Consider the following 20220-nt stretch of genomic DNA (forward strand, 5'->3'; position numbering starts at 1 on the left):
ATTCCATTCAGTCCTGAGGAGCGCTGCGACGATCCCTGGCCCCAGACCATGGGCGCCGGTTGGGGTCGCCAGGCTCAGGAATCTCAACAGGCGCCGCCCCGGCGGCGCCCAGCAACGGCGCTCACCTTTGTCGCAGCGGGCGATAAAGGCGGGCGCCCACTCTTACATGGGTGTTCCGCACGGCCGTCCGCGACGCGCATTGCCGTTGACTTTTTACCGGAGCACCAACATGAACACCGTATCCGACCAAGCCGTTGCCGATTACCACGTTGCCGACATGTCGCTGGCCGCCTGGGGCCGACGCGAACTGGCCATCGCCGAAACCGAAATGCCCGGCCTCATGGCCATCCGAGAGGAGTTCGCCGCCAGCCAGCCGCTGAAAGGCGCGCGCATCGCGGGCAGTCTGCACATGACCATCCAGACCGGCGTGCTGATCGAGACGCTTGTGGCGCTCGGCGCTGAAGTCCGCTGGGCCTCGTGCAATATTTTCTCGACGCAAGACCATGCCGCCGCCGCCATCGCCGCGACCGGCACCCCGGTGTTCGCGGTCAAGGGTGAAACTCTTGAAGAATATTGGCAGTACACGCACCGCATCTTCGAATGGCCCGAAGGGCGCCACGCGAACATGATTCTCGACGACGGGGGCGACGCCACGCTGCTGCTGCACCTGGGTGCGCGCGCCGAGCAGGACGCCGGCGTGCTGTCCAAGCCCGGCAGCGACGAAGAGCGCGTGCTGTTCGCGTCCATCAAGGCCACGCTGGCGCGCGACCCGAAGTGGTATTCGACCCGCCTGGTTGAAATCCGCGGCGTTACCGAAGAAACCACCACGGGCGTGCACCGCCTGTACCAGATGTCGCAAAAAGGCGAACTGGCCTTTGCCGCCATCAACGTCAACGACTCGGTCACCAAGTCCAAGTTCGACAACCTGTATGGCTGCCGCGAGTCGCTGGTCGACGGCATCAAGCGTGCCACCGATGTCATGGTGGCCGGCAAGATCGCCGTCGTGGCCGGTTATGGCGACGTGGGCAAGGGCTGCGCGCAGGCGCTGGCCGCCTTGCGCGCCCAGGTGTGGGTCACCGAAGTCGATCCGATCTGCGCGCTGCAGGCCGCGATGGAAGGCTACCGCGTCGTCACCATGGAAGAAGCGGCGCCGCACGCTGACATCTTCGTGACGGCCACCGGCAACTACCATGTGATCACGCGTGAGCACATGGAGGCCATGAAAGACCAGGCCATCGTGTGCAACATCGGCCACTTCGACAACGAAATCGACGTTGCCGGGCTGGAAGGCTGCCAGTGGGAAGAGATCAAGCCCCAGGTCGACCACGTGATTTTTCCGGATGGCAAGCGCATCATCCTGCTGGCCAAGGGGCGTCTGGTGAACCTGGGCTGCGCCACGGGCCACCCTTCGTTCGTGATGTCGTCGTCGTTTGCCAACCAGACCATTGCGCAGATCGAACTCTTCACTCGCAATGACGCCTACGTGCGTGGCCAGGTCTATGTGCTGCCCAAACATCTCGACGAGAAGGTCGCGCGCCTGCATCTGCAGAAGCTGGGCGCCAAGCTGACCGAGCTGCGTCCGGAGCAGGCGGAATACATCAATGTGCCCGTCGAAGGCCCTTACAAGCCTGAGCACTACCGCTACTGATCTGTAGCACAATAGGCCTCGCCGCGCCGGCTGGCGCGGCGGCCCTGCCACTCTGCTGGCGCCCAACCGGAGACCGCAATGACCTTGATTCTCGTCTGGCTCTTGAACGCCGTTGCCCTGCTTGTCGTGGCCTACCTGCTGCCCGGTATCGCCGTGGCCAGTTTCGGTTCGGCCCTGATCGCCGCGCTGGTGCTGGGTTTGCTGAACATGCTGGTGAAACCGGTGCTGGTTTTGCTGACGCTGCCCATCACGATCATCACGCTGGGCCTGTTCCTGATCGTGCTCAACGCCTTGCTCTTCTGGCTGGCGGGGTCGATTCTGCGGGGCTTCCAGGTCAATGGATTCTGGTGGGCCGTGGCGGGCGCCATTCTGTACAGCATTATTTCCGGCCTGCTTTCGCGCCTGATTCCCTGATTCTTTCCCACTGATGACCGTACCTACCCCCGCCGCCCTGAGCCTGGAGTTTTTCCCCCCGCGCGACATCGCCGCCCAAGAACGGCTGGTGCGCGCGGCCAAGCAGATGCTGGCCATGCAGCCGCGTTATGTCAGCGTCACGTTCGGGGCGGGTGGCTCCACCCGTGCCGGCACGGCCGATACGGTGCGCATGCTGCAGAACATGGGTTGCGACGCCGCCCCGCATTTGTCGTGCATAGGTGCGACCCGCGCCGGGTTGCGCGAAATCCTGGCCGCGTATCGCGAACAGGGCGTTCGGCGCCTGGTGGCATTGCGCGGCGACTTGCCCTCGGGCATGGGCGGCGACGCCGGTGAATTGCGCTACGCGGCCGATCTGGTCGCGTTCATCCGCGAAGAAACCGGCGATGCGTTTCACATCGAAGTCGCCGCCTACCCGGAAATGCATCCGCAGGCGCACAGCCCGGCGGCCGATCTGCAGCACTTCGTGGCCAAGGTGAATGCCGGCGCCGATGCGGCCATCACGCAGTACTTCTTCAATGCCGATGCGTACTTCGACTTTGTCGACCGCGCGCAAGCCCAGGGCGTGACCATCCCGATCGTGCCCGGCATCATGCCCATTACCAACCACACGCAATTGGTGCGGTTTTCCGAAATGTGCGGCGCCGAGATTCCGCGCTGGATACGGCTGCGCCTGGCCGAATTCGGCGACGACAAGGCATCGATCCGCGCGTTCGGTGTCGACGTGGTCAGCGAACTGTGCCAGACGCTGCTCGACAATGGCGCACCTGGCCTGCATTTCTACACGCTGAACCAGTCCGAAGCCACGATGGCCATCTGGCGCGAGCTGGATCTGTCCGCCTGAGCGAGACCGTCGCGGCAGTGGCCTGGCCCGGTGCAACCGGAGCCGGGCGCGCGGCGTGCGCCCGTTCAAGGCGGGCGGTGTCGCTGGCAGCCCCGCCGGGGCCGGTCTCTACCGCGTAGGGGTCGAAAGCGGCGAAGTCCCGCACCGCAGCGCAATTCCCGCAACTCGTAGCGCGCACGGCAAGGCAGCGCACGCGTGGTCGTCACCGTCACCCGCTTTATACGAGGCGAAAGTCGCGAAACGGCGTCTCTCGACCCCCGGCGCGCCCCGGGCGCCCGGGGGCGGCGGCCGCGCCTTGCGGGATTTCCTTATTGCGCGAACACCCGGCTCAAGCGTATAAATATCGCATTGCAAATTAATTTATCGAACAGCGATATTAAATGGCGACAACAGGGATGGCGGCCAAGCTGCCTGCAGCAATCGATGTCGTGGTGATCGGTGGCGGCATCGTGGGGGTCAGCACGGCTTACGCCCTGGCGCGAGCCGGTGTGCAGGTGGCGGTATTCGAAAAAGGCCGTATCGGGGCAGAGCAGTCTTCCCGCAACTGGGGCTGGGTACGTACGCTGGGCCGCGATCCCGCCGAGGTGCCGCTGGCCATCAGGGCGAAACAACTGTGGCAAGAAATCCACGCGCAGCGGGACGTGGGATTCCGCAACTCGGGCGTGCTGTACTTGCAGGAGACGGAAGCCGACCTGCAGCAGCACCAGCAGTGGCTGAACAGCGTGCGCGACTACGGCGTCGATGCGGCCCTCATCCCGGGCGACGCGCTGGCATCGCTGCTTCCCGCTTCGCGCAGGCCCTGGTCCGGTGCCATGTACAGCCGCAGCGACGGTGTGGCCGAACCCGGCATTGCCACGCAGCGTATCGCTGACCTCGCCCGCGAGGCCGGGGCGCTGATTGTCGAGAACTGTGCCGTGCGCGGATTGGAACAAAGTGCCGGCAGGCTCAGTGCGGTCGTCACCGAACACGGCGTGGTGCGAACCTCTTCGGCGCTGCTGGCAGGGGGAGCATGGTCTCGCCTGTTCTGCGGCAACCTGGGTGTCGAGTTTCCCCAGCTCAAGGTGCGCGGCTCGGTATTGCGTACCACGGCCGTCGAAAACGGGCCCGCGGCGGCAATCAATGGCAAGAACTTCACGTGTCGCCAGCGCAGCGATGGCGGCTACACCGTTGCCCAGTTCGGGGCCTCCATGGCGGATCTGGTTCCCGACAACTTCCGGCTGATGGGCCGCTTTTTCAAAAGCTGGCTGCGCAACCGCGATTTCGTTCGCCTGCGCATCGGCAAGCGCTTCTTCCAGGAACTGGCCACGCCCAGGCGGTTCGGGCTAGACCGGATCACCCCGTTCGAACGTACGCGCGTGCTCGATCCGCAACCATCGAAGGCGGGCCTGCGACAGGCCTGGCGTAACCTTACCGATGCGTTTCCCGGATTCCACCAGGCGCAGGTGACACAGTCGTGGGCGGGCTACATCGACGTCACGCCCGACGCGCTGCCGGTGATGTCCGCGGTGGATGCGATCCCGGGCTTTTACCTGGCCTCCGGCTTTTCCGGCCATGGTTTCGGCATCGGCCCGGCCGCCGGCGAGGCCATGAAAGACTTGATAGTGGGCGCGCGGCCTCAGGCCGATATGGGCGCATTCCGCCTCGCGCGTTTTTTATAGATCAACGGAATGGGGTCACCCCCCATCGTTTGCATCAGGAGGAAATTCCAATGAGCGCAACATCTGAAGCGCTGCATCGCAAATCAGTCGTCATAGACGGCCTGGTGTTTTTCAGCGACGGCGACACTCGCGACATGCTGGCGGGCGGCGTCAGCGCCATCAACCTCACGGTCACGGAAATGAGCGCCGGGTTCGAAGAAGCGCTTCGCGATGCCGTCACCTGGCGCGAGCGCGCCCTGGATCCGTCCAGTTCGTGGCTGCTCGTGCAGAATGTCGAAGACATCGCCAAAGCCAAGCAGCAGGGCAAGCTGGGGCTGATCATGGGTTGGCAGAACGCCAAGCCGCTGGGCGACCAGATCGATCGCGTCCAGCTCTTCCATACGCTGGGCATCCGGGTGATTCAGCTGACCTACAACGAAGCGAACCTCATCGGCGACGGCTGCCTGGAAAAGCGCAACGCCGGCCTGTCAATGCTGGGCATCGACATGGTCAAAGAAATGAACCGGGTCGGCATCGCCATCGACCTGAGCCACTGCACTCCGCAAACGTGCCTGGACGCCGCGCGCCACAGCACCCGGCCGGTATTGCTTACGCACGCCAACGCCAATGCCGTGATCGAGCGCCCGCGCAACAAGTCGGACGACGTCATACGCGCGGTTGCCGATACAGGCGGCGTGATCGGCTGCAGCATCCACGCCTACCTCCTGTGGCGCGGCAAGGCGGGGCAGCGTCCCACGCTGGAAGACTTTGTGGCCAACATCAAACACATCGGCAACCTGGTGGGCTACGAGCACGTAGGTATCGGCACCGACTATCCGTCGGTCGAAACCTATGAAGCCGTGCGTCACGTCATGGTGATGTCGCGTACGAAATACGCGGCGTCGGGGGGCGATTTTTCCAGCGCTTTCGGCGATGTCATGGAAGCCAGGTACCCGGAGGAAATCCCCACGCCCGTGCAGTTCCCGCGCATCACGCAGGCCCTGGAAGAGGGCGGCTTGAGCGCTTCCCAGATCGAAGGCGTGCTCGGTGCCAACTTCCAGCGTGCTTTCGGCGCCATCTGGTCCGTGGCGAAATAAGCGGCACCGTATCAACGAGGAACGTATGAAGAAAATCTCCAAATGGATGGCCGGCCTGGCCGCCGTAGCTACCCTGGTGGGCGCCGCGCCCGCGGCAGCCAGCGAATATCCGAACCGCCCGATACGCCTGATCGTGCCCTACAACGCCGGGGGCTCTACCGATATGGTGGCGCGCCGGCTGGCTGAACTGTCCGAACCCATCCTGGGTCAGACCATCATCGTCGAAAACCGCGGCGGTGCGGGCGCCACGCTCAGTTCGAAGGCGATGGTCGGAGCCCGCCCCGACGGGTATACGCTGGCCGTCATCCTGAGCCCCACGTTGCGCATGCCGCACATTGCCGACGTGGGCTACGACCCGCTCAAGGACTTCACCTACATCGTGGCCCTGGCGGGCTACACGGTGGGTGCGGCCGTACTGGCCGATTCCCCTTTCAAGACCTTCAACGACCTGTTGGAATACGCCAAGGCGAACCCTGAGAAAATCACCTATGGCACGGCCAGCGTGGGCAGTTTTTCCAATGTAATGATGGAAGAATCGGCGGCGCGCCACGGCATCAAGTGGCGGCACATTCCCTTCAAGGGCGAATCCGAAGTGATTCCAGCCGTCATGGGCGGTTTCCTGGATGTCTATGCCGGTTCGACCACCATTCTGCCCATGGTCAACTCGGGCAAGATGCGCATGCTGGTCACCTGGGGCGCCCAGCGCGCGCCGCAGTTCCCGGACACCCCCACGCTGGAAGAAGTCGACGGCACCCCGCCCATCTTTGCACCGATGGGCATCATCGGACCGAAGGACATGGACCCGGCGGTGGTGAAGAAGCTGCACGATGTATTCAAGCAGGTCGCGGATACCAAGGAATTCCAGGACGCGCTCTATCAGTTCGGCATGCAGGAAAGCTACATGAACACGGAAGACTACGCCAAGTACGCCGTGGATCAATTCGAGCTGGAAGGCGAAATCGTCAAGAAACTGGGCCTGGCCGAGAACGTCAAGAAGTGATGCCCCAGGGCGGCGGTGGCGGCGCGAAGGCATGCGCATCATGCCGTCGCACTGCCGCCAGGCTGACGTGCGGCGCGAAGGGGCACACCTCCCGTGACCCGGGCGCTGGGCCACGGCCACCGGGGCCTGACGCCGGCGGCCGTGACGGGCCGCATGGTGGCGCAAAGCGTGATGGCCGGCAGGATATGCAGGCCATGGCGCCGTTCTCTCCCGCGCGTTTCGGGTAGAGGGCGCTGACTTGGCCGGGCCCCGCGCGGCTCAGCTCGCCTGCGATTGACCGGGGTCTTGCGCCAGCACCTGCAAGGTGGCCGGCGTCGAGGTGCCGCCGTCCGGCGTCATGGGCTGGGGTTGATACAGCCGCCCCGCCGCCGCGAGCGAGTCAGAGGCCGGGGCTTCGGTCCAGACGGGGTCGGCAATCTCGGTGAAGACCTGGCGCAGGCGTGCGCCCCAGGTCTTGCGGATCATCCGGAAGTATTCATTGTCCTCATCGATGTGGGCGAAGTGCGTCACCCGCAACGCGCCGCTTTCGTACACCAGCATATCCAGTGGCAAGCCCACCGAAATATTCGACCGCAGCGTCGAGTCCATTGAAATCAGCGCGCATTTGGCGGCTTCGTCCAGCGGGGTATCAGGCTGCAGCACGCGATCGAGGATGGGCTTGCCGTACTTGGCTTCGCCGATCTGCACATAGGGGCTGTCGGCGCTGGCTTCGATGAAATTGCCGGCGGAATAGATCTGGAACAGGCGGCAGCGTTCGGTGCCGATCTGGCCGCCGAATATGAGGTTGATGTTGAAGTCGACGCCATGCTCGTTCAGGGCTTCGGCGTCGCGCTCGTAGACGCGGCGCACGGCGTTGCCCACGCGGCGAGCCGCCTCGAACATATCGGGGGCTGACCACAGAGAATCGGGGCTGCCGACGTCGAGCTGGGCCAGCAGGTTCACCACGGCCTGGCTGATGGCCAGATTGCCGGACGTGAGCAGCGCCATGACGCGGTCGCCGGGCTGCTCGAACACATTGAGCTTGCGGGCGACGCTGACTTGGTCTACCCCAGCATTGGTGCGCGAGTCGGACAGAAAAACCAGGCCCGCATCCAGGCGGGCGGCTACACAATAGGTCATGGTCTTAGGGTTTAGAACAGCTGGCGTATTGTAGGGGCAGACGGGCCCGGGCGCCGCGCCGCCGTGCCGGTACCGGCCCTAATTTATTGCTGCGCGGCTTTCTGCACGTGCACCGAGACCGTCATCGATTCTTCGCCGCCGCCGTGCCGCACGCCGCGCACCGGCGCGGCCGCGTCGTAGTCGCGCGCCACCGCCAGCCTGCAATGGCAGTCCGATGCAAACTGACGGTTCGTGATGTCCACGCTGATCCAGCCCTCGCCGTCGAGCCAGACGTCCGCCCAGGCGTGGCTGGCGGCATGCTCGGCTTCGGTATAAAGGTAGCCGCTGACATAGCGCGCCGGCACGCCCAGGCCGCGCACGCAAGCCAGGAACAGGTGTGCGTGGTCCTGGCATACGCCGTGGCCCAGAGCCAGTACCTGGCTCGCGGCCGTCGTCACGTCGGTGGTGCCCGGTTCGTACATGACGCGATCGCAGATGGCGCCGGCCAGCTCCAGCACATCAGCCGGGGTACGCAGGCCGGCCGGCAGCGCGGAGTGCGCGAAGTCGCGGATGATCTCGTCGGCCTGGGTCAGCGGAGTCTGCAGGCAATAGGCATGCACGGGCAGGCGGTTCTCTTCGTAGCGCAGGCGTCCTTCTTGCAGCGGCGCGATCTCGACCTGGCCCGTCACGCACAGTTCGATGTTTTCGTGCGGCCGTGTCAGGGTCAGCATGTGCGTGATGTTGCCGTAGGCATCCACCTGTTGTTCCAGTATGCCGGGGGCCTCGATGCGCCAGCGCAGGGTGCGCTGGTGCTCGTCGCCGCGCGGGGTCAGGCGCAGCGTCTGGATGCTGTAGCCGACCGGCGCGGTGTAGTGGTATTGGGTGACGTGCCTGATGAAATGCTTCATGCGATGCTCCGTTAGGCGCTAGGCCGCCAGCGGCACGAGAAAATCCTGGCTGATGCGGTTGCCCAGGTCATTGATGCGATCCAGGAAGCGTTCCAGGTAGCGGTGCAGGCCGCCGCGCAGAATGTCCTCGACACGTCCGTATCGCAGTTCGGCGTGCAGCAGGCCGGCACGCCTTTCGGTTTCGGCCGAGCGCTGATTCGACACGCGGTGCAGGTCTTCGGTCAGCGCCTGCACGGTGGCCAGCAGTGAACGCGGCATGTCCGCGCGCAGGATCAGCAGATCGGCGACTCTGTCGGGGGTCATCACGTCACGATACACCTTGCGGTAGATCTCCAGGCCGGACAGGGAACTCAGCAGCGCCGACCAGCGATAGAACTCGCTGGCGCGGGCGGGGGTGTCGCCGTCTTCTTCGTGAAATTTCACGTCCAGCAAGCGCGCGGTGTTGTCGGCCCGTTCCAGATTCATGCCCAGGCGCATGAAGTAAAGCGCTTCGTCTTCGAGCATGGTGCCTATGGTCACACCGCGTGCCACATGGGCGCGGAACTTCACCCATTCGAAGAATTTGCCCGGGTCGCGTTCGGGCAACTGTTCTTGCAAATGCCGCTGCAGCTGCAGCCAGGTGGTGTTGTAGGTCTCCCAGACTTCGGTCGTCAGGCTGCCGCGCACGGCACGGGCGTTTTCGCGGGCCGCGCGTATGCTGGCGTAGATGGACGACGGGTTGGTGGGCTCGCGCACCATGTAGTGCAGCACATCGGTCGGGGTCACCGCGGGATATCGCGCGTCGTAGCCATGCTGCAATTCAGAAATATGCAGCACGGCCTTCCACAGGGCGTCGCGGGCCTGCTGGTCCTGCGGCAGCAGCGACATCTGCAGATTGACGTCCAGCATGCGCGCGGTGTTCTCGGCCCGCTCGATATAGCGGCACATCCAGAAAAGATGGTCGGCGGTACGGCTCAGCATGTCAGTCTCCCAGTACCCACGTGTCTTTGGTGCCGCCGCCCTGGCTGCTGTTGACCACCAGCGAGCCCTCGGTCAGGGCCACGCGGCACAGGCCGCCGGGCACGCTGCGTATATCCTTGCCGCACAGCACATAAGGCCGCAGGTCGACGTGGCGCGGCGCCACCCCCGACTCGACATAGGTCGGCACGGTAGACAGCGCCAGCGTGGGCTGCGCGATGTAGTTGTCCGGCCGGCTGCGCACGCGCTCTTTGAAGGCATCGATCTGCGCGCGCGTGGCGCACGGGCCCACCAGCATGCCGTAGCCGCCAGAACCGTGCACTTCCTTGACCACCAGTTCGTGCATGTTGGCCAGTACGTGCGACATCTCGTCGCGCCGGGAGCAGCGCCAGGTCGGCACGTTGGACAGGATGGGCTCTTCTTTCAGATAGAAGCGGATCATGTCGGGCACGTACTGATACGTGGACTTGTCGTCGGCGATACCCGTTCCGATGGCATTGGCCAGGGTCACGCGTCCCGCGCGGTACACCGACAGCAGCCCGGGCACCCCCAGCGCAGAGTCGGCGCGAAAGCTCAGGGGATCGAGAAAGTCGTCGTCGACCCGCCGGTAGATCACGTCCACGCGGCGCGGCCCGTGCGTCGTGCGCATGTATACCGCGTTCTGTTCGACAAACAGATCCTGTCCTTCCACCAGCTCGACGCCCATTTGCTGGGCCAGGATGGCGTGTTCGAAGTAGGCCGAGTTGTACATGCCGGGCGTCAGCACGACCACCGTGGGGCTCTCGATATTGCCAGGCGCGACTTCGCGCAGATTGTCCAGCAGCAGGTCCGGATAATGCGCCACCGGCCTCACGTTGATGCGGCTGAAGGCTTCCGCCATCAGGCGCATGGACATCTTGCGGTTCTCGAGCATGTACGACACGCCGGATGGCACGCGCAGGTTGTCTTCCAGCACGTAGAACTCGCCCGCGCCTGCCCGCACGATGTCGACGCCAGCGATATGGCAGTAAATGTCTTCCGCCACGTCCACGTCCTGCATCTCGGGGCGGTACTGCGCATTCAGAAACACCTGTTCGGCGGGCACCACGCCGGCCCGCACGATGTTGTGGTCATGATAGATGTCATGGATGAACAGGTTCAGCGCGCGCACCCGTTGCTTCAGGCCCGCGTCCAGCCGCTGCCAGTCGTCCGCGGGAATGATGCGCGGAATCAGGTCGAACGGAATCAGCCGCTCGGTGCCGGCTTCATCGCCGGCCACGGAAAACGTGATGCCCACGCGCCGGAAGTTCAGGTCGGCTTCGATTTGCCGGGTGGCCATGGCGTCGGGGGGCTGCTGGGCCAGCCATTCTGAAAACGCCTGATAATGCGGCCGTACTGCGCCTTGCGCGTCGACCATCTCGTCATAGGCGGCAGCGGGTGCCGGCTGGGGATGCTGCATGGCTCCTCCTGTGTGCGCGACGGGCCCGCCGGGTGGTCCGGATGGAGCCTGCGGCCCGAAGCGTGGGCGCACTGACTGCGCCGTTGAAAAGTCAAGCAAGCTTGATGCCAACTGCAGCGCGGCGCGCGCGGCGTGCGGACACCGTGGTTTCGTGTTCGTTTTAGCAGAAGGGCTGCAAGGCAGGTAGCAGGGATGCCCCGCAGTGGGCACCACTTGCGTGCGTGCACCCGATTGGCGCAGCCCTGCGGCCCCAGGAGCGTGCGCCTCGCGCCCGCGTCATGCGCGCGATTGTCAAGCTTGGTAAACCTGGCGCTTCAGCGCAACACGTATGACCCTATCGTGCCGCCCGTGGGGGCGCCCGGGCCGAGCAAAGGCGGCTCGGGCACCCAGCCGTCGGGTGTCAGCACGGCATCGAGGCGCACATCGTGAGCGGCCGGTTCGTAGTCGTGGTCGAGCAGGCCTTCGTTCCAGGCAATGCCTATGGCGGTGAAGTCGTGACCGGTGTCGCGCAGGGCGGCCAGGGTACGGTCGTAATAGCCGCCGCCGTAGCCCAGGCGGTCGGCCTGATTGGTGTAGCCCAGCGTTGGCACCAGGACCACGTCTGGGCGAAGCACCGGACGGTCGGGTGAGGGTTCCTGCACCTGGTATGGCCCGGGAGTGAGTGCGTCGCCAGGCGTCCAGGCGCGGAATTCCAGGGGTTCTCCCGCGGCCCGTATGGCGGGCAACGCCAGGCTGACGCCGCCTTGCGCCCATTGGTCGAGCAGGGGGCGCAGGTCGGGTTCGCCATTCAGTGGCCAGAAAGCTGCTATGGTGGCTGGGCCCGGCCGCCCGCGTTTGGCAGCCTGTTCGCGCACGGCATTCAACCACGTGAACAGGCGGCCCCGCATCAGCAGGCCGCCCCGGTTGCGCTGCGCCTCAGGCAGCGCTGCGCGGGCTTGCCGCAATCGCGTGCGTAACGCGACTGCGTTATTCTGTTCGGAATTTGGAGTGTTCATGCGGGTCGGCAATGCGTCAGTGGCTTGAATCCAGACCTTATCAGAAATCGGCCCGGGCCGAGCCGCGCGGGCGCCGCTGGCTGCCCGTGCTGGCGCTTTTCACCGCTGCGTGCACATCGGTCGATGCACAGCAGCCGCGTCTGGCCAGTGACGCTGCATCCACCGGGCGCCCGGTCATTGCGGTGCCGCCGGCCAAGCTGGCGGGCCTGCCTGCCACCCCTGAAACGCCGGCCCTGCAGGCCGTGGTCGCGGCGCGAGAGGCCAACCAGCGCAAGCAATGGTCGGTGCTGGCCATGCTGGCGCCGCAGGCCCGTGGCGACCAGCTGGGTTATTACCCGCAGTACTGGCTGTTGAACTACCAGTTGTGGAATCCGCCCGGCAATGTCGTGCCCAGGGCCGAGATAGCGCGCTTCCTGCAGGATTACTCCGGCAGCTATCTCGCCGACCGGCTGCGCAGCAACTGGATCCAGGCGTCGGCGCGTCGCGGCGATTTCGAAACCGTGCGCGAGCTCGGCAATGTGCCGGGTGCCGGTGCGCAGGTGCAATGCGCCAGTCTCGAAGCCCGCCACCTGACCGGCCAGCGCGCCCAGGCCAGCGAGGCGCTCGACATTTTTGCGCCCGGCCGCGATTGCTGGAATCTGTATGACCAGCTGGTGGCCGATGGCGTGCTGGGCTGGGACCACCTGCAGCCGCAACTGCGGGCCGCCATCGAAACCGATCGCACGGCCGATGCGCGCAAGTTTGCCGAATACTTGTTCGAGCCCGCCGACCAGAAGGCTTTCGACGCGATACTCAAGAGCCCCATGAAATGGTTGACGCGGCAGAATCGCCAGCGCGTGGGCCGCAACGAGAAGGAGCTGGTGACGGTGGCGCTGGCGCGCCTGGCCCGGCAGGATCTCGACGTGGGAGATGCCTACGTGCGTCGAGAATGGTCCCGCACCTTGCCGAAGTCGAACCTGGCCTGGGTGCGCAGCCAGTTTGCCCTTATCGCGGCGCTGAACCTGGACAGCCGTGCCGACGCCTGGTATCGCGAGGTGGGCAACACGGTCGAGCTCACCGAATACAACGGAGCCTGGCGCGTGCGCTCGGCGCTGCGCCAGCCCAGGATCGACTGGCGCTGGGTCATCGAGTCCATCGAACACATGCCGGCCTCGCAACAGTCCGAAGCCGTTTGGGTGTACTGGAAGGCGCGGGGACACGCCGCCCTGGGCCGCGACGCGCAAGCGCGGCAGGCCTACGAGAGCATCGCCGGGCAGTACAACTTCTACGGGCAGCTGGCCGCTGAAGAACTGGGTCGCGTCATCACCGTGCCGCCTCGCCCGGCACCCATCACCGATGCCGAAATGCGCGAAGCCCGCGCCAACGCGGGCCTGCAGCGCGCCGTGCACCTGTTCCGCCTGGGTTGGCGTTCCGAAGCGGTGGGCGAATGGAATCACGCCTTGCGCGGCATGTCCGACCGTCAATTGCTCGCGGCCGCCGAACTGGCCCGGGCCGAAGACATCTACGACCGCGTCGTCAACACCTCGGAGCGCACCGAGAAAGAAGTGGACTTCACCCAGCGCTACATCGCGCCCTTCGAAGGGCGCGTGACGGCGCAGGCCAATTCCATCGCGCTCGACCCCGCGTGGGTGTACGGCCTGATACGCCAGGAATCGCGATTCGTCAGCAACGCGCGCTCGCATGTGGGCGCGTCCGGGCTGATGCAGCTGATGCCTGCCACCGCCAAATGGGTCGCGCGCAAGATCGGCATGGCCGATTTTTCGCCCGCCACGGTCAATGATTTCGACACCAACACCATTCTGGGCACAAACTATCTGAACATCGTGCTCGAAGGTCTGGATGGCTCGCAGGTGCTGGCCAGCGCCGGCTATAACGCGGGGCCGGGCCGGCCACGCAACTGGCGCGCCACCCTGGCGCATCCGGTAGAAGGCGCAATATTCGCCGAGACCATACCGTTCACCGAAACCCGGCTGTACGTGAAGCACGTCATGTCCAACGCCACTTACTACGCCGCGCTGTTCACGGGGCAGCCGCAGTCGCTCAAGGCCAGGCTGGGACAGATCGATCCGCCGGCCGTGCGCAAGGCCGAACTGCCGTGAGCGCGGCCGTGGGCCCGGAGGGCGATCCCGATTGCGCCGGCCTGCAGGTCTATGTCGTGGGCGGCGCCGTGCGCGATGACCTGCTGGGACTGCCTCCCGGCGACCTCGACTGGGTCGTCGTGGGCGCCACGCCCGAAGAAATGGCGCGCCGCGGGTTCATTCCAGTAGGGGGCGACTTCCCGGTATTCCTGCACCCCCGCACCAAAGAGGAATACGCGCTGGCGCGCACCGAGCGCAAGTCGGGCCGGGGCTACAGGGGTTTCACTTTCCATACCGGTGTCGACGTCACGCTCGAGCAGGACTTGCAGCGTCGCGACCTCACCGTCAATGCGATTGCCCGCTCGCCCGACGGCCGGCTGCTCGATCCGTTGAACGGTTCCGCCGATGTCCAGGCGCGGGTCCTGCGCCACGTGGGCGAGGCGTTCGGCGAGGATCCGGTGCGCATTCTGCGCCTGGCGCGTTTCGCCGCCCGCTTTGGTGATTTTACCGTCGCGCCTGAAACGCTGGCGCTATGCCGGGCCATGGTGTTGGCCGGCGAGGCCGATGCGCTGGTGCCTGAACGGGTCTGGAAGGAAGTGTCGCGCGGGCTGATGGCGTCGGCGCCGTCGCGCATGCTCGATGTGCTTGAACAATCGGGCGCATTGTCGCGCGTCATGCCGCAGTTGCAGGCCGTTGACACCGTCGCCGCCGACCTGGATCGCGCTGCCGAGGGCGGCTTGCCCTTGCCCGGGCGCTATGCCTTGCTGTGCCGCCTGTCGCCCCAGCGCGACGAGCTGGGAAAGCGGTTGCGCGTGCCCGCAGAATGCGGTGACCAGGCGCGACTGCTGCCGCGCGTGCTGGAAGGTGCGCATGCCGAGGATCCGCGCGAGCAGCTGGCGTTGATCGAATCGTGCGACGCGCTGCGCAAGCCCGACCGATACGCGGCATTGATGCAGGCGGCGGCCGTGGTGACGCCCGTCGACCCCGAGGCATGGCGGCGGCGCGTCGATGCGGTGCGCAGGGTCGACGCCGGTGCGATCGCCCGCCAGTGCGCCGGCGACCCGGCGCGCATCAAGCCCGCGCTGCAGCAGGCGCGCCTGCAGGCGCTGTCAGACCTGCAGACCCTTTGATGCGTACTGCTGTGGGCCGGCTCAGCCCAGCGAAGCCAGCCGGTCGCCGCGCATGAAGCCGCGCAGGGGGGTGCGGATGCCGCGCCCCACGGCCAACACTTTGAACAGTTCGCCCATTTCGGCTTCGCTGAGCAACTTCTGCACCGGCGCGACCGCCCGCGCGTAGGCGCGTACGTCGGCAGGGTCGTAGCGCGCCAGCAGCTCGGGCAGGCCCGCGTTCATCAGGAAGCGCGCCTGCGAGGTATAGCCCAGCACCTGCAGCCCGGACTCGAGCGCGGCATCAGCCATGGCGGTGAAGTCGACGTGGGCCGTGATGTCCTGGGCGCCTGGCGCCACCAGCGGGTCGGCATGGGCATGATGACGCAGGTGACACATCAGGGTGCCGCTTGCGCGTTGCGGGTGATAGTACTCATGGCGGGGAAAGCCGTAGTCGAACAGCAGCGCCGCGCCGTTGGCCAGCCAGCCCCCCATGGCGCGTATCCAGGCCTCGGCCTGCAAATTGATTTCCGACACATAGCCGGGCAGCGCCGGCAGGCGCGCAGCCACCTTGCGGGCCAGGGGCTCGGCGGCCGGTCGGTCTTCCCAGACGAACTCGCCGGCCGCGTCGAGCGCCACGCCCCGTTCATGCACGGTGCCGTCGGCGGCATAGCAGAACAACGACACAGGCATGGCGTCGAGCACTTCGTTGGCCAGCACGCAACCCGAGAAGGCCGCGGGCAGCTCATCCAGCCATTGCACACGCGTGCCGTAGCCGGCCAGACGCGCCTGCTGGCGCGCCCGCAGGTCTGCGGACACTTCGATGATCCGGTATTGCGCCGATATGCCCTGCTCGTCGAGCCCGGCCAGCACGCTGTGCGCCAACGCGCCCGTGCCGGCGCCGAACTCGAGCACCGTGTGGGTGCCGGTGTCATTCAGCACTTCTGCGACTTGCAGCGCGAGTGTGTGGCCAAACAAGGGGGTGAGTTCGGGGGCGGTGACAAAATCGCCGGCCGCAATGGGTACGCCCTGCGGCGATACAGATGCCGGCGACGCCAGCTTGACATGGCCGGCGGCGTAATAGCCCAGGCCCGGCGCGTACAGGGCCGATGCCATCCATTGATCGAAGGGCAGCCAGCCGTGATGGTCGGCGATGGCCTGGCGCAGATGCGCCGCAACGCGCGCACTGTGGCGCGCGCTGTCGGGGTCAAGCGAAGGGAGATTGGCGGTGGGGCGATGCATGGGCGATATTGTCCCATGCCGCCCCGCCATTTGCCGGCTTAACCGCGGCGGGGACCGCTGGGCTTGCCGTAGTGCTTGGCCGGGCCGCCGGCGCGTTGCGCGAAAGGCTTGGTCGACGGACGGAAACCGCTGGGACGGCGCTCGGCGCCACGAAGATCGCCGTCGGCACGCGCCGCGCGAGGCTGGAATTCGCCACGGGGCTGGTATTCACCGCGCGGTTGGAAATCACCGCGGGGCTTGAACTCGCCGCGGGGCTGGAAATCACCACGAGGCTTGAATTCACCGCGGGGCTGGAACTCGCCACGAGGCTTGGATTCGCCGCGAGCCTGGAATTCACCGCGGGGCTTGAACTCGCCGCGAGGCTTGGATTCACCACGCGCCGCGAACTCGCCACGCGGCTTGAATTCACCACGCGGCTGGAATTCGCCGCGGGGCTTGAAGTCGCCACGAGGCTGGAATTCGCCACGCGCCGGACGCCCTTCAAAACCGGCTGCGGGACGCGCATCGCGTTCGGCACGCCAGTCGCCATGCGCGGGACGGTCGCCTGCCGGGCGGGCGGGTCGGAAATCGCGGTCGCCTACCGGGCGTGCAGGGCGGTCGTCACGGCTGCGCCAGGCGCCTTCCCGCGGGGCGTCGGCGCGAAAGCCGCGTCCTTCGCGAAACGCAGGGCGGTCACCAGCATAGCCACCCGGACGCTTGCCGAAGGGCTTGCCGCCCCGGCCCGGAGCGCCGCTATAGGGGCGCGGCGAGCGCTGCGGTTCCAGGCCTGCGATGGTTTCGGGCGTGATCGGCTGGCCGATGAAATGTTCAATGCGGCGCACTTTGTGGCGCTCGGCATGGGTGGCCAGCGTGTAGGCCTGTCCATCGCGTCCGGCACGGCCGGTACGGCCGATGCGGTGCACGTAGTCTTCGGCCTGCATCGGCAGGTCGAAATTGACGGCGTGGCTGATGCCTTGCACGTCGATGCCGCGCGCCGCGACGTCGGTTGCCACAAGAATGCGCAGCTGGCCGCGCTGCAGTTGGCTCAGCGTGCGGGTGCGCTGACGCTGGTTCATGTCACCGTGCAGGGCGGCGGCCGCAAAGCCCTGGTCGGCCAGTCGGCCGGCCAGATCGTCGGCACCGCGCTTGGTGGCCGTGAACACGATGGCCTGGTCCAGCTTGGCGTCGCGCAGCACATGGTCGAGCAGACGCATCTTGTGGCTGGCATCGTCGGCGTAGAGCAGGCTTTGCGTAATGTTGGTGTGCTTTTCTTTCTGGCCCGCCATTTCGATGCGTTGCGGCTCGCGCATCATGCGCGCGGCCAGCTTGGCCACCGTGCCGTCCAGCGTGGCCGAGAACAGCAGGGTCTGGCGTTCCTGGGGCAGGCGCTCGATGATGGTTTCGATATCTTCGATGAAGCCCATGTCGAGCATGCGGTCGGCTTCGTCAAGCACCAGCGTGTGCACGGTATTCAGCTTGACGCGGCCAGCCTTCAGGTGGTCGATCAGGCGCCCGGGGGTCGCGACCAGCACGTCCACGCGGCGCGACAGCGCCTTCAGCTGGGCGCCGTAGGGCATGCCGCCCACTACGGTGGCCGTGCGCAGGCCGGTCAGGTTGCGGCCATACGAACCCGTGGCCTCGGTCACCTGCAGGGCGAGTTCACGGGTGGGGGTCAGCACCAGCACCTGCACGCCTACGCCCTTGTTGCCGGGTTGGCCCGCAATACGATGCAAGGCCGGCAGCATGAAGGCGGCGGTCTTGCCGCTGCCGGTCTGCGACGACACCATCAGATCGTGGCCGGCCAGTGCCTGCGGAATGGCGGCGGCCTGGACGGGCGTGGGGGTGTCGAAACCGGTTTGTTGCAGGGCAGACAGAAGGGTGGGAGCAAGACCCAGGGATTCAAAAGACATTACTTGTCCTTGCCGCTCGTGGCGGCGCATGTGCCGGGCTAGCCGAAGGATAAGCGGCAGGATCCGGGCGACGGTTGATGGAGCATCGGGCCGACCGGATCAACCGCGCGCGGCGCGTCAAGGGGATGGACGCGAGGCGAAAGGAAAGGAGGTCAGGAATCGATGGTGCCCGGCATGGGGTCGGAATGAAGAACCGACGAACTGCGTGGTATGCGCGCAACGGCGCGGTAAATGCCGGACAAAATTTTGTGCAGTGCGGTGATCATAACCCGAAATCTGCCTGACGTATATAGCCAGGATCTTCCGTAGTCCAGTCAATAGGGGTTTTGCCTTGGTCCGCCAACCAGGCATTGACCCGTGAGAAGTGGCGGCAGCCCAGGAAGGGCACCGGGGGGCGGCGCGCCGACAGGGGCGAGGGGTGGTTGGCCGTCAGGACCAGGTGGCCGCTGTCGTGCGGCAGCAACACTTGTTTGGCCTGCGCATGTGCGCCCCAGAGCAGGAAGGCCTTGGGCGACCGGTCCTGCGCCACGAGGCGGATCAGAGCGTCCGTAACGGTTTCCCAGCCGCGCCGGGCATGCGAGGCCGGCTGACCGTCTTCGACCGTGAGGCAGGTGTTCAGCAGCAGCACCCCCTGCCGGGCCCAGCGCGACAGATCGTTGCCGCGAGGCAGCGGCGTGCCCGGAAAATTCCGGGCAATCTCGTTGAAGATGTTGCGCAGGCTGGGCGGACGCCTGCAATCGTCGGGCACCGAAAATGCCAGCCCCTGCGCCTGCCCCGGGCCATGGTAGGGGTCTTGGCCCAGTATCACGACTCGCACGTCGGCTGGCGCGAGGCCTTCAAGCGCGCGGAAGGGGGTGGCGGGGTATACCACCAAGCCCGCGGCCAGCCGCTGTTCGATATAGGCGCAGACCCCGGCCACGGCGCCAGCCACCGCCGGGTCCTTCCATGCGGCCTGCCAGGCGCCCGGCACCTTCGCAAGCTGGGTGGAAAGGGAGTTCTGCTGCAGGCGGTTGTCATCAGGCATGCGTGATTTTTGCACAGCACGCGGGCCGGCGCAGCGGTGGGCGCGGATACACCATGAAGCGATTCAGTCGCCTCGTCGAGGCGCCGCCGGCGCACAGCCGGGCAGGTCCGGAGTAAAGTAGACATAGCCGCGCCTGCCTGTCCGCAGGCGGCGCGCGGCGGTTTTACAGGAACACCGACATGAAGTCCCGATATTGCCGCGCCGCGCTGGCCGCGCTTGCGCTGGCGGCGCTCACCAGCCAGGCCATGGCCCACGGCCGCTATCACGGGGGCTATTACCGCAGCGGATGGTGGATAGGCGGGGCCGCCCTGCTGGGCACCGGCGTGGCGCTGGCGCTGAGCACCGGCCCCCGCTATGGCTATAGCGGCGTCACGTATGTATCGCCGTCCGTGTACTACCCGCCGGTCGGCTACGCGGCTCCCGTGTATGCGGCACCGGTCTACCCGGCGCCGGTGTATACGGCGCCCGGCACGGTATATACGGCTCCGCCCGTGGCTTATTCAGCGCCACGCGTGGCTTCGGCCAACCTGAATGTGATCGCCTATCCCGCCAAGGGGCAAAGCGAAGCACAGCAGGCGCTCGACCGCCAGGAATGCCGCCGCTGGGCCATCAACCAGAGTGGCTTCGACCCTGACTACGTCAGCGAATACACCACCGCGGTGGCTACCGAGTCGTACAGCCGCGCAATGGGCGCCTGTTTCAAGGGCCGGGGATACAGCATCAACTAGCGCGGGCCCCGCCGCGGCAGCCGGCCGCAGCGGTGTTCTTGCGCCGAGCTCATCGCCCCGACAGGCTTCACGGATACCGGGCAGCGCGCGCGTCGGGTC

At 66.1% G+C, this 20220-nt stretch carries 17 protein-coding genes and 1 riboswitch; of the genes, 9 read left to right on the forward strand and 8 right to left on the reverse strand.

The features are described from left to right. The first annotated feature begins 9 nt into the window (after nt 1-9). A riboswitch (S-adenosyl-L-homocysteine riboswitch) is annotated at nt 10-130 on the forward strand. Nucleotides 131-229: 99 nt separating this feature from the next. The 6 genes from ahcY to ACV17W_RS14570 all read left to right on the forward strand — a co-directional run bounded on the left by ahcY (nt 230) and on the right by ACV17W_RS14570 (nt 6658). After that, nucleotides 230-1648 (forward strand): adenosylhomocysteinase, encoded by a 1419-nt coding sequence (gene ahcY, locus ACV17W_RS14545; RefSeq protein WP_462593039.1) that lies wholly within the window; start codon nt 230-232, stop codon nt 1646-1648. 78 nt (nt 1649-1726) lie between these two features. Further along, entirely contained in the window at nt 1727-2062 is a 336-nt protein-coding gene (locus ACV17W_RS14550) for a phage holin family protein (RefSeq protein ID WP_462593040.1), read from the forward strand. A 13-nt stretch (nt 2063-2075) separates the two neighbouring features. Continuing rightward, the gene (gene metF, locus ACV17W_RS14555) at nt 2076-2924 is read left to right on the forward strand and encodes a methylenetetrahydrofolate reductase [NAD(P)H] (RefSeq protein WP_462593041.1); all 849 of its coding nucleotides are present in this window, start codon (nt 2076-2078) and stop codon (nt 2922-2924) included. Nucleotides 2925-3304: 380 nt separating this feature from the next. Then, entirely contained in the window at nt 3305-4582 is a 1278-nt protein-coding gene (locus ACV17W_RS14560; protein WP_462593042.1) for an NAD(P)/FAD-dependent oxidoreductase, read from the forward strand. Nucleotides 4583-4632: 50 nt separating this feature from the next. After that, nucleotides 4633-5658, forward strand: coding sequence for a dipeptidase (locus ACV17W_RS14565; protein WP_462593043.1), 1026 nt, complete (start codon nt 4633-4635; stop codon nt 5656-5658). A 25-nt stretch (nt 5659-5683) separates the two neighbouring features. After that, nucleotides 5684-6658 carry a Bug family tripartite tricarboxylate transporter substrate binding protein gene (locus ACV17W_RS14570; protein WP_462593044.1) on the forward strand — a complete coding sequence of 325 codons (975 nt, stop codon included), beginning with the start codon at nt 5684-5686 and terminating at the stop codon, nt 6656-6658. A 258-nt stretch (nt 6659-6916) separates the two neighbouring features. Here ACV17W_RS14570 and ACV17W_RS14575 read toward each other — a convergent pair whose 3' ends face one another. From ACV17W_RS14575 to ACV17W_RS14595, 5 genes are all read right to left on the reverse strand, one after another. Further along, nucleotides 6917-7777 carry a peptidase gene (locus tag ACV17W_RS14575; RefSeq protein WP_462593045.1) on the reverse strand — a complete coding sequence of 287 codons (861 nt, stop codon included), beginning with the start codon at nt 7775-7777 and terminating at the stop codon, nt 6917-6919. 83 nt (nt 7778-7860) lie between these two features. Further along, on the reverse strand, nt 7861-8664 hold the full coding sequence (locus ACV17W_RS14580) for a transglutaminase family protein (RefSeq protein WP_462593046.1): 804 nt from the start codon (nt 8662-8664) through the stop codon (nt 7861-7863). An 18-nt stretch (nt 8665-8682) separates the two neighbouring features. Further along, a complete protein-coding gene (locus ACV17W_RS14585) occupies nt 8683-9624 on the reverse strand; it encodes an alpha-E domain-containing protein (RefSeq protein ID WP_462593047.1) in 942 nt (313 codons plus the stop codon). A 1-nt stretch (nt 9625) separates the two neighbouring features. Next, a complete protein-coding gene (locus ACV17W_RS14590; RefSeq protein ID WP_462593048.1) occupies nt 9626-11059 on the reverse strand; it encodes a circularly permuted type 2 ATP-grasp protein in 1434 nt (477 codons plus the stop codon). Between the two features lie 314 nt (nt 11060-11373). Continuing rightward, complete coding sequence (locus tag ACV17W_RS14595) at nt 11374-12054, reverse strand: 5-formyltetrahydrofolate cyclo-ligase (protein WP_462593049.1); 681 nt, start codon at nt 12052-12054, stop codon at nt 11374-11376. A gap of 11 nt (nt 12055-12065) precedes the next feature. Between ACV17W_RS14595 and ACV17W_RS14600 the strand changes: the two genes are divergently transcribed. Beyond that, complete coding sequence (locus tag ACV17W_RS14600; protein WP_462593050.1) at nt 12066-14153, forward strand: lytic transglycosylase domain-containing protein; 2088 nt, start codon at nt 12066-12068, stop codon at nt 14151-14153. After that, a complete protein-coding gene (locus ACV17W_RS14605; RefSeq protein ID WP_462593051.1) occupies nt 14150-15262 on the forward strand; it encodes a CCA tRNA nucleotidyltransferase in 1113 nt (370 codons plus the stop codon). Before ACV17W_RS14600 ends, ACV17W_RS14605 begins: the two co-directional genes overlap by 4 nt. Nucleotides 15263-15283: 21 nt before the next feature. Here ACV17W_RS14605 and ACV17W_RS14610 read toward each other — a convergent pair whose 3' ends face one another. From ACV17W_RS14610 to ACV17W_RS14620, 3 genes are all read right to left on the reverse strand, one after another. Then, complete coding sequence (locus tag ACV17W_RS14610; RefSeq protein ID WP_462593052.1) at nt 15284-16480, reverse strand: class I SAM-dependent methyltransferase; 1197 nt, start codon at nt 16478-16480, stop codon at nt 15284-15286. A gap of 38 nt (nt 16481-16518) precedes the next feature. Then, the gene (locus ACV17W_RS14615; RefSeq protein WP_462593053.1) at nt 16519-18369 is read right to left on the reverse strand and encodes a DEAD/DEAH box helicase; all 1851 of its coding nucleotides are present in this window, start codon (nt 18367-18369) and stop codon (nt 16519-16521) included. Nucleotides 18370-18631: 262 nt separating this feature from the next. After that, the gene (locus ACV17W_RS14620; protein ID WP_462593054.1) at nt 18632-19393 is read right to left on the reverse strand and encodes a uracil-DNA glycosylase; all 762 of its coding nucleotides are present in this window, start codon (nt 19391-19393) and stop codon (nt 18632-18634) included. 179 nt (nt 19394-19572) lie between these two features. Here ACV17W_RS14620 and ACV17W_RS14625 point away from each other — a divergent pair, with 179 nt between their 5' ends. Then, on the forward strand, nt 19573-20121 hold the full coding sequence (locus ACV17W_RS14625; protein WP_462593055.1) for a hypothetical protein: 549 nt from the start codon (nt 19573-19575) through the stop codon (nt 20119-20121). The last annotated feature ends 99 nt before the right edge of the window (nt 20122-20220 follow it).

The organism is Bordetella sp. MIP270_01_BMS (assembly GCF_054958705.1).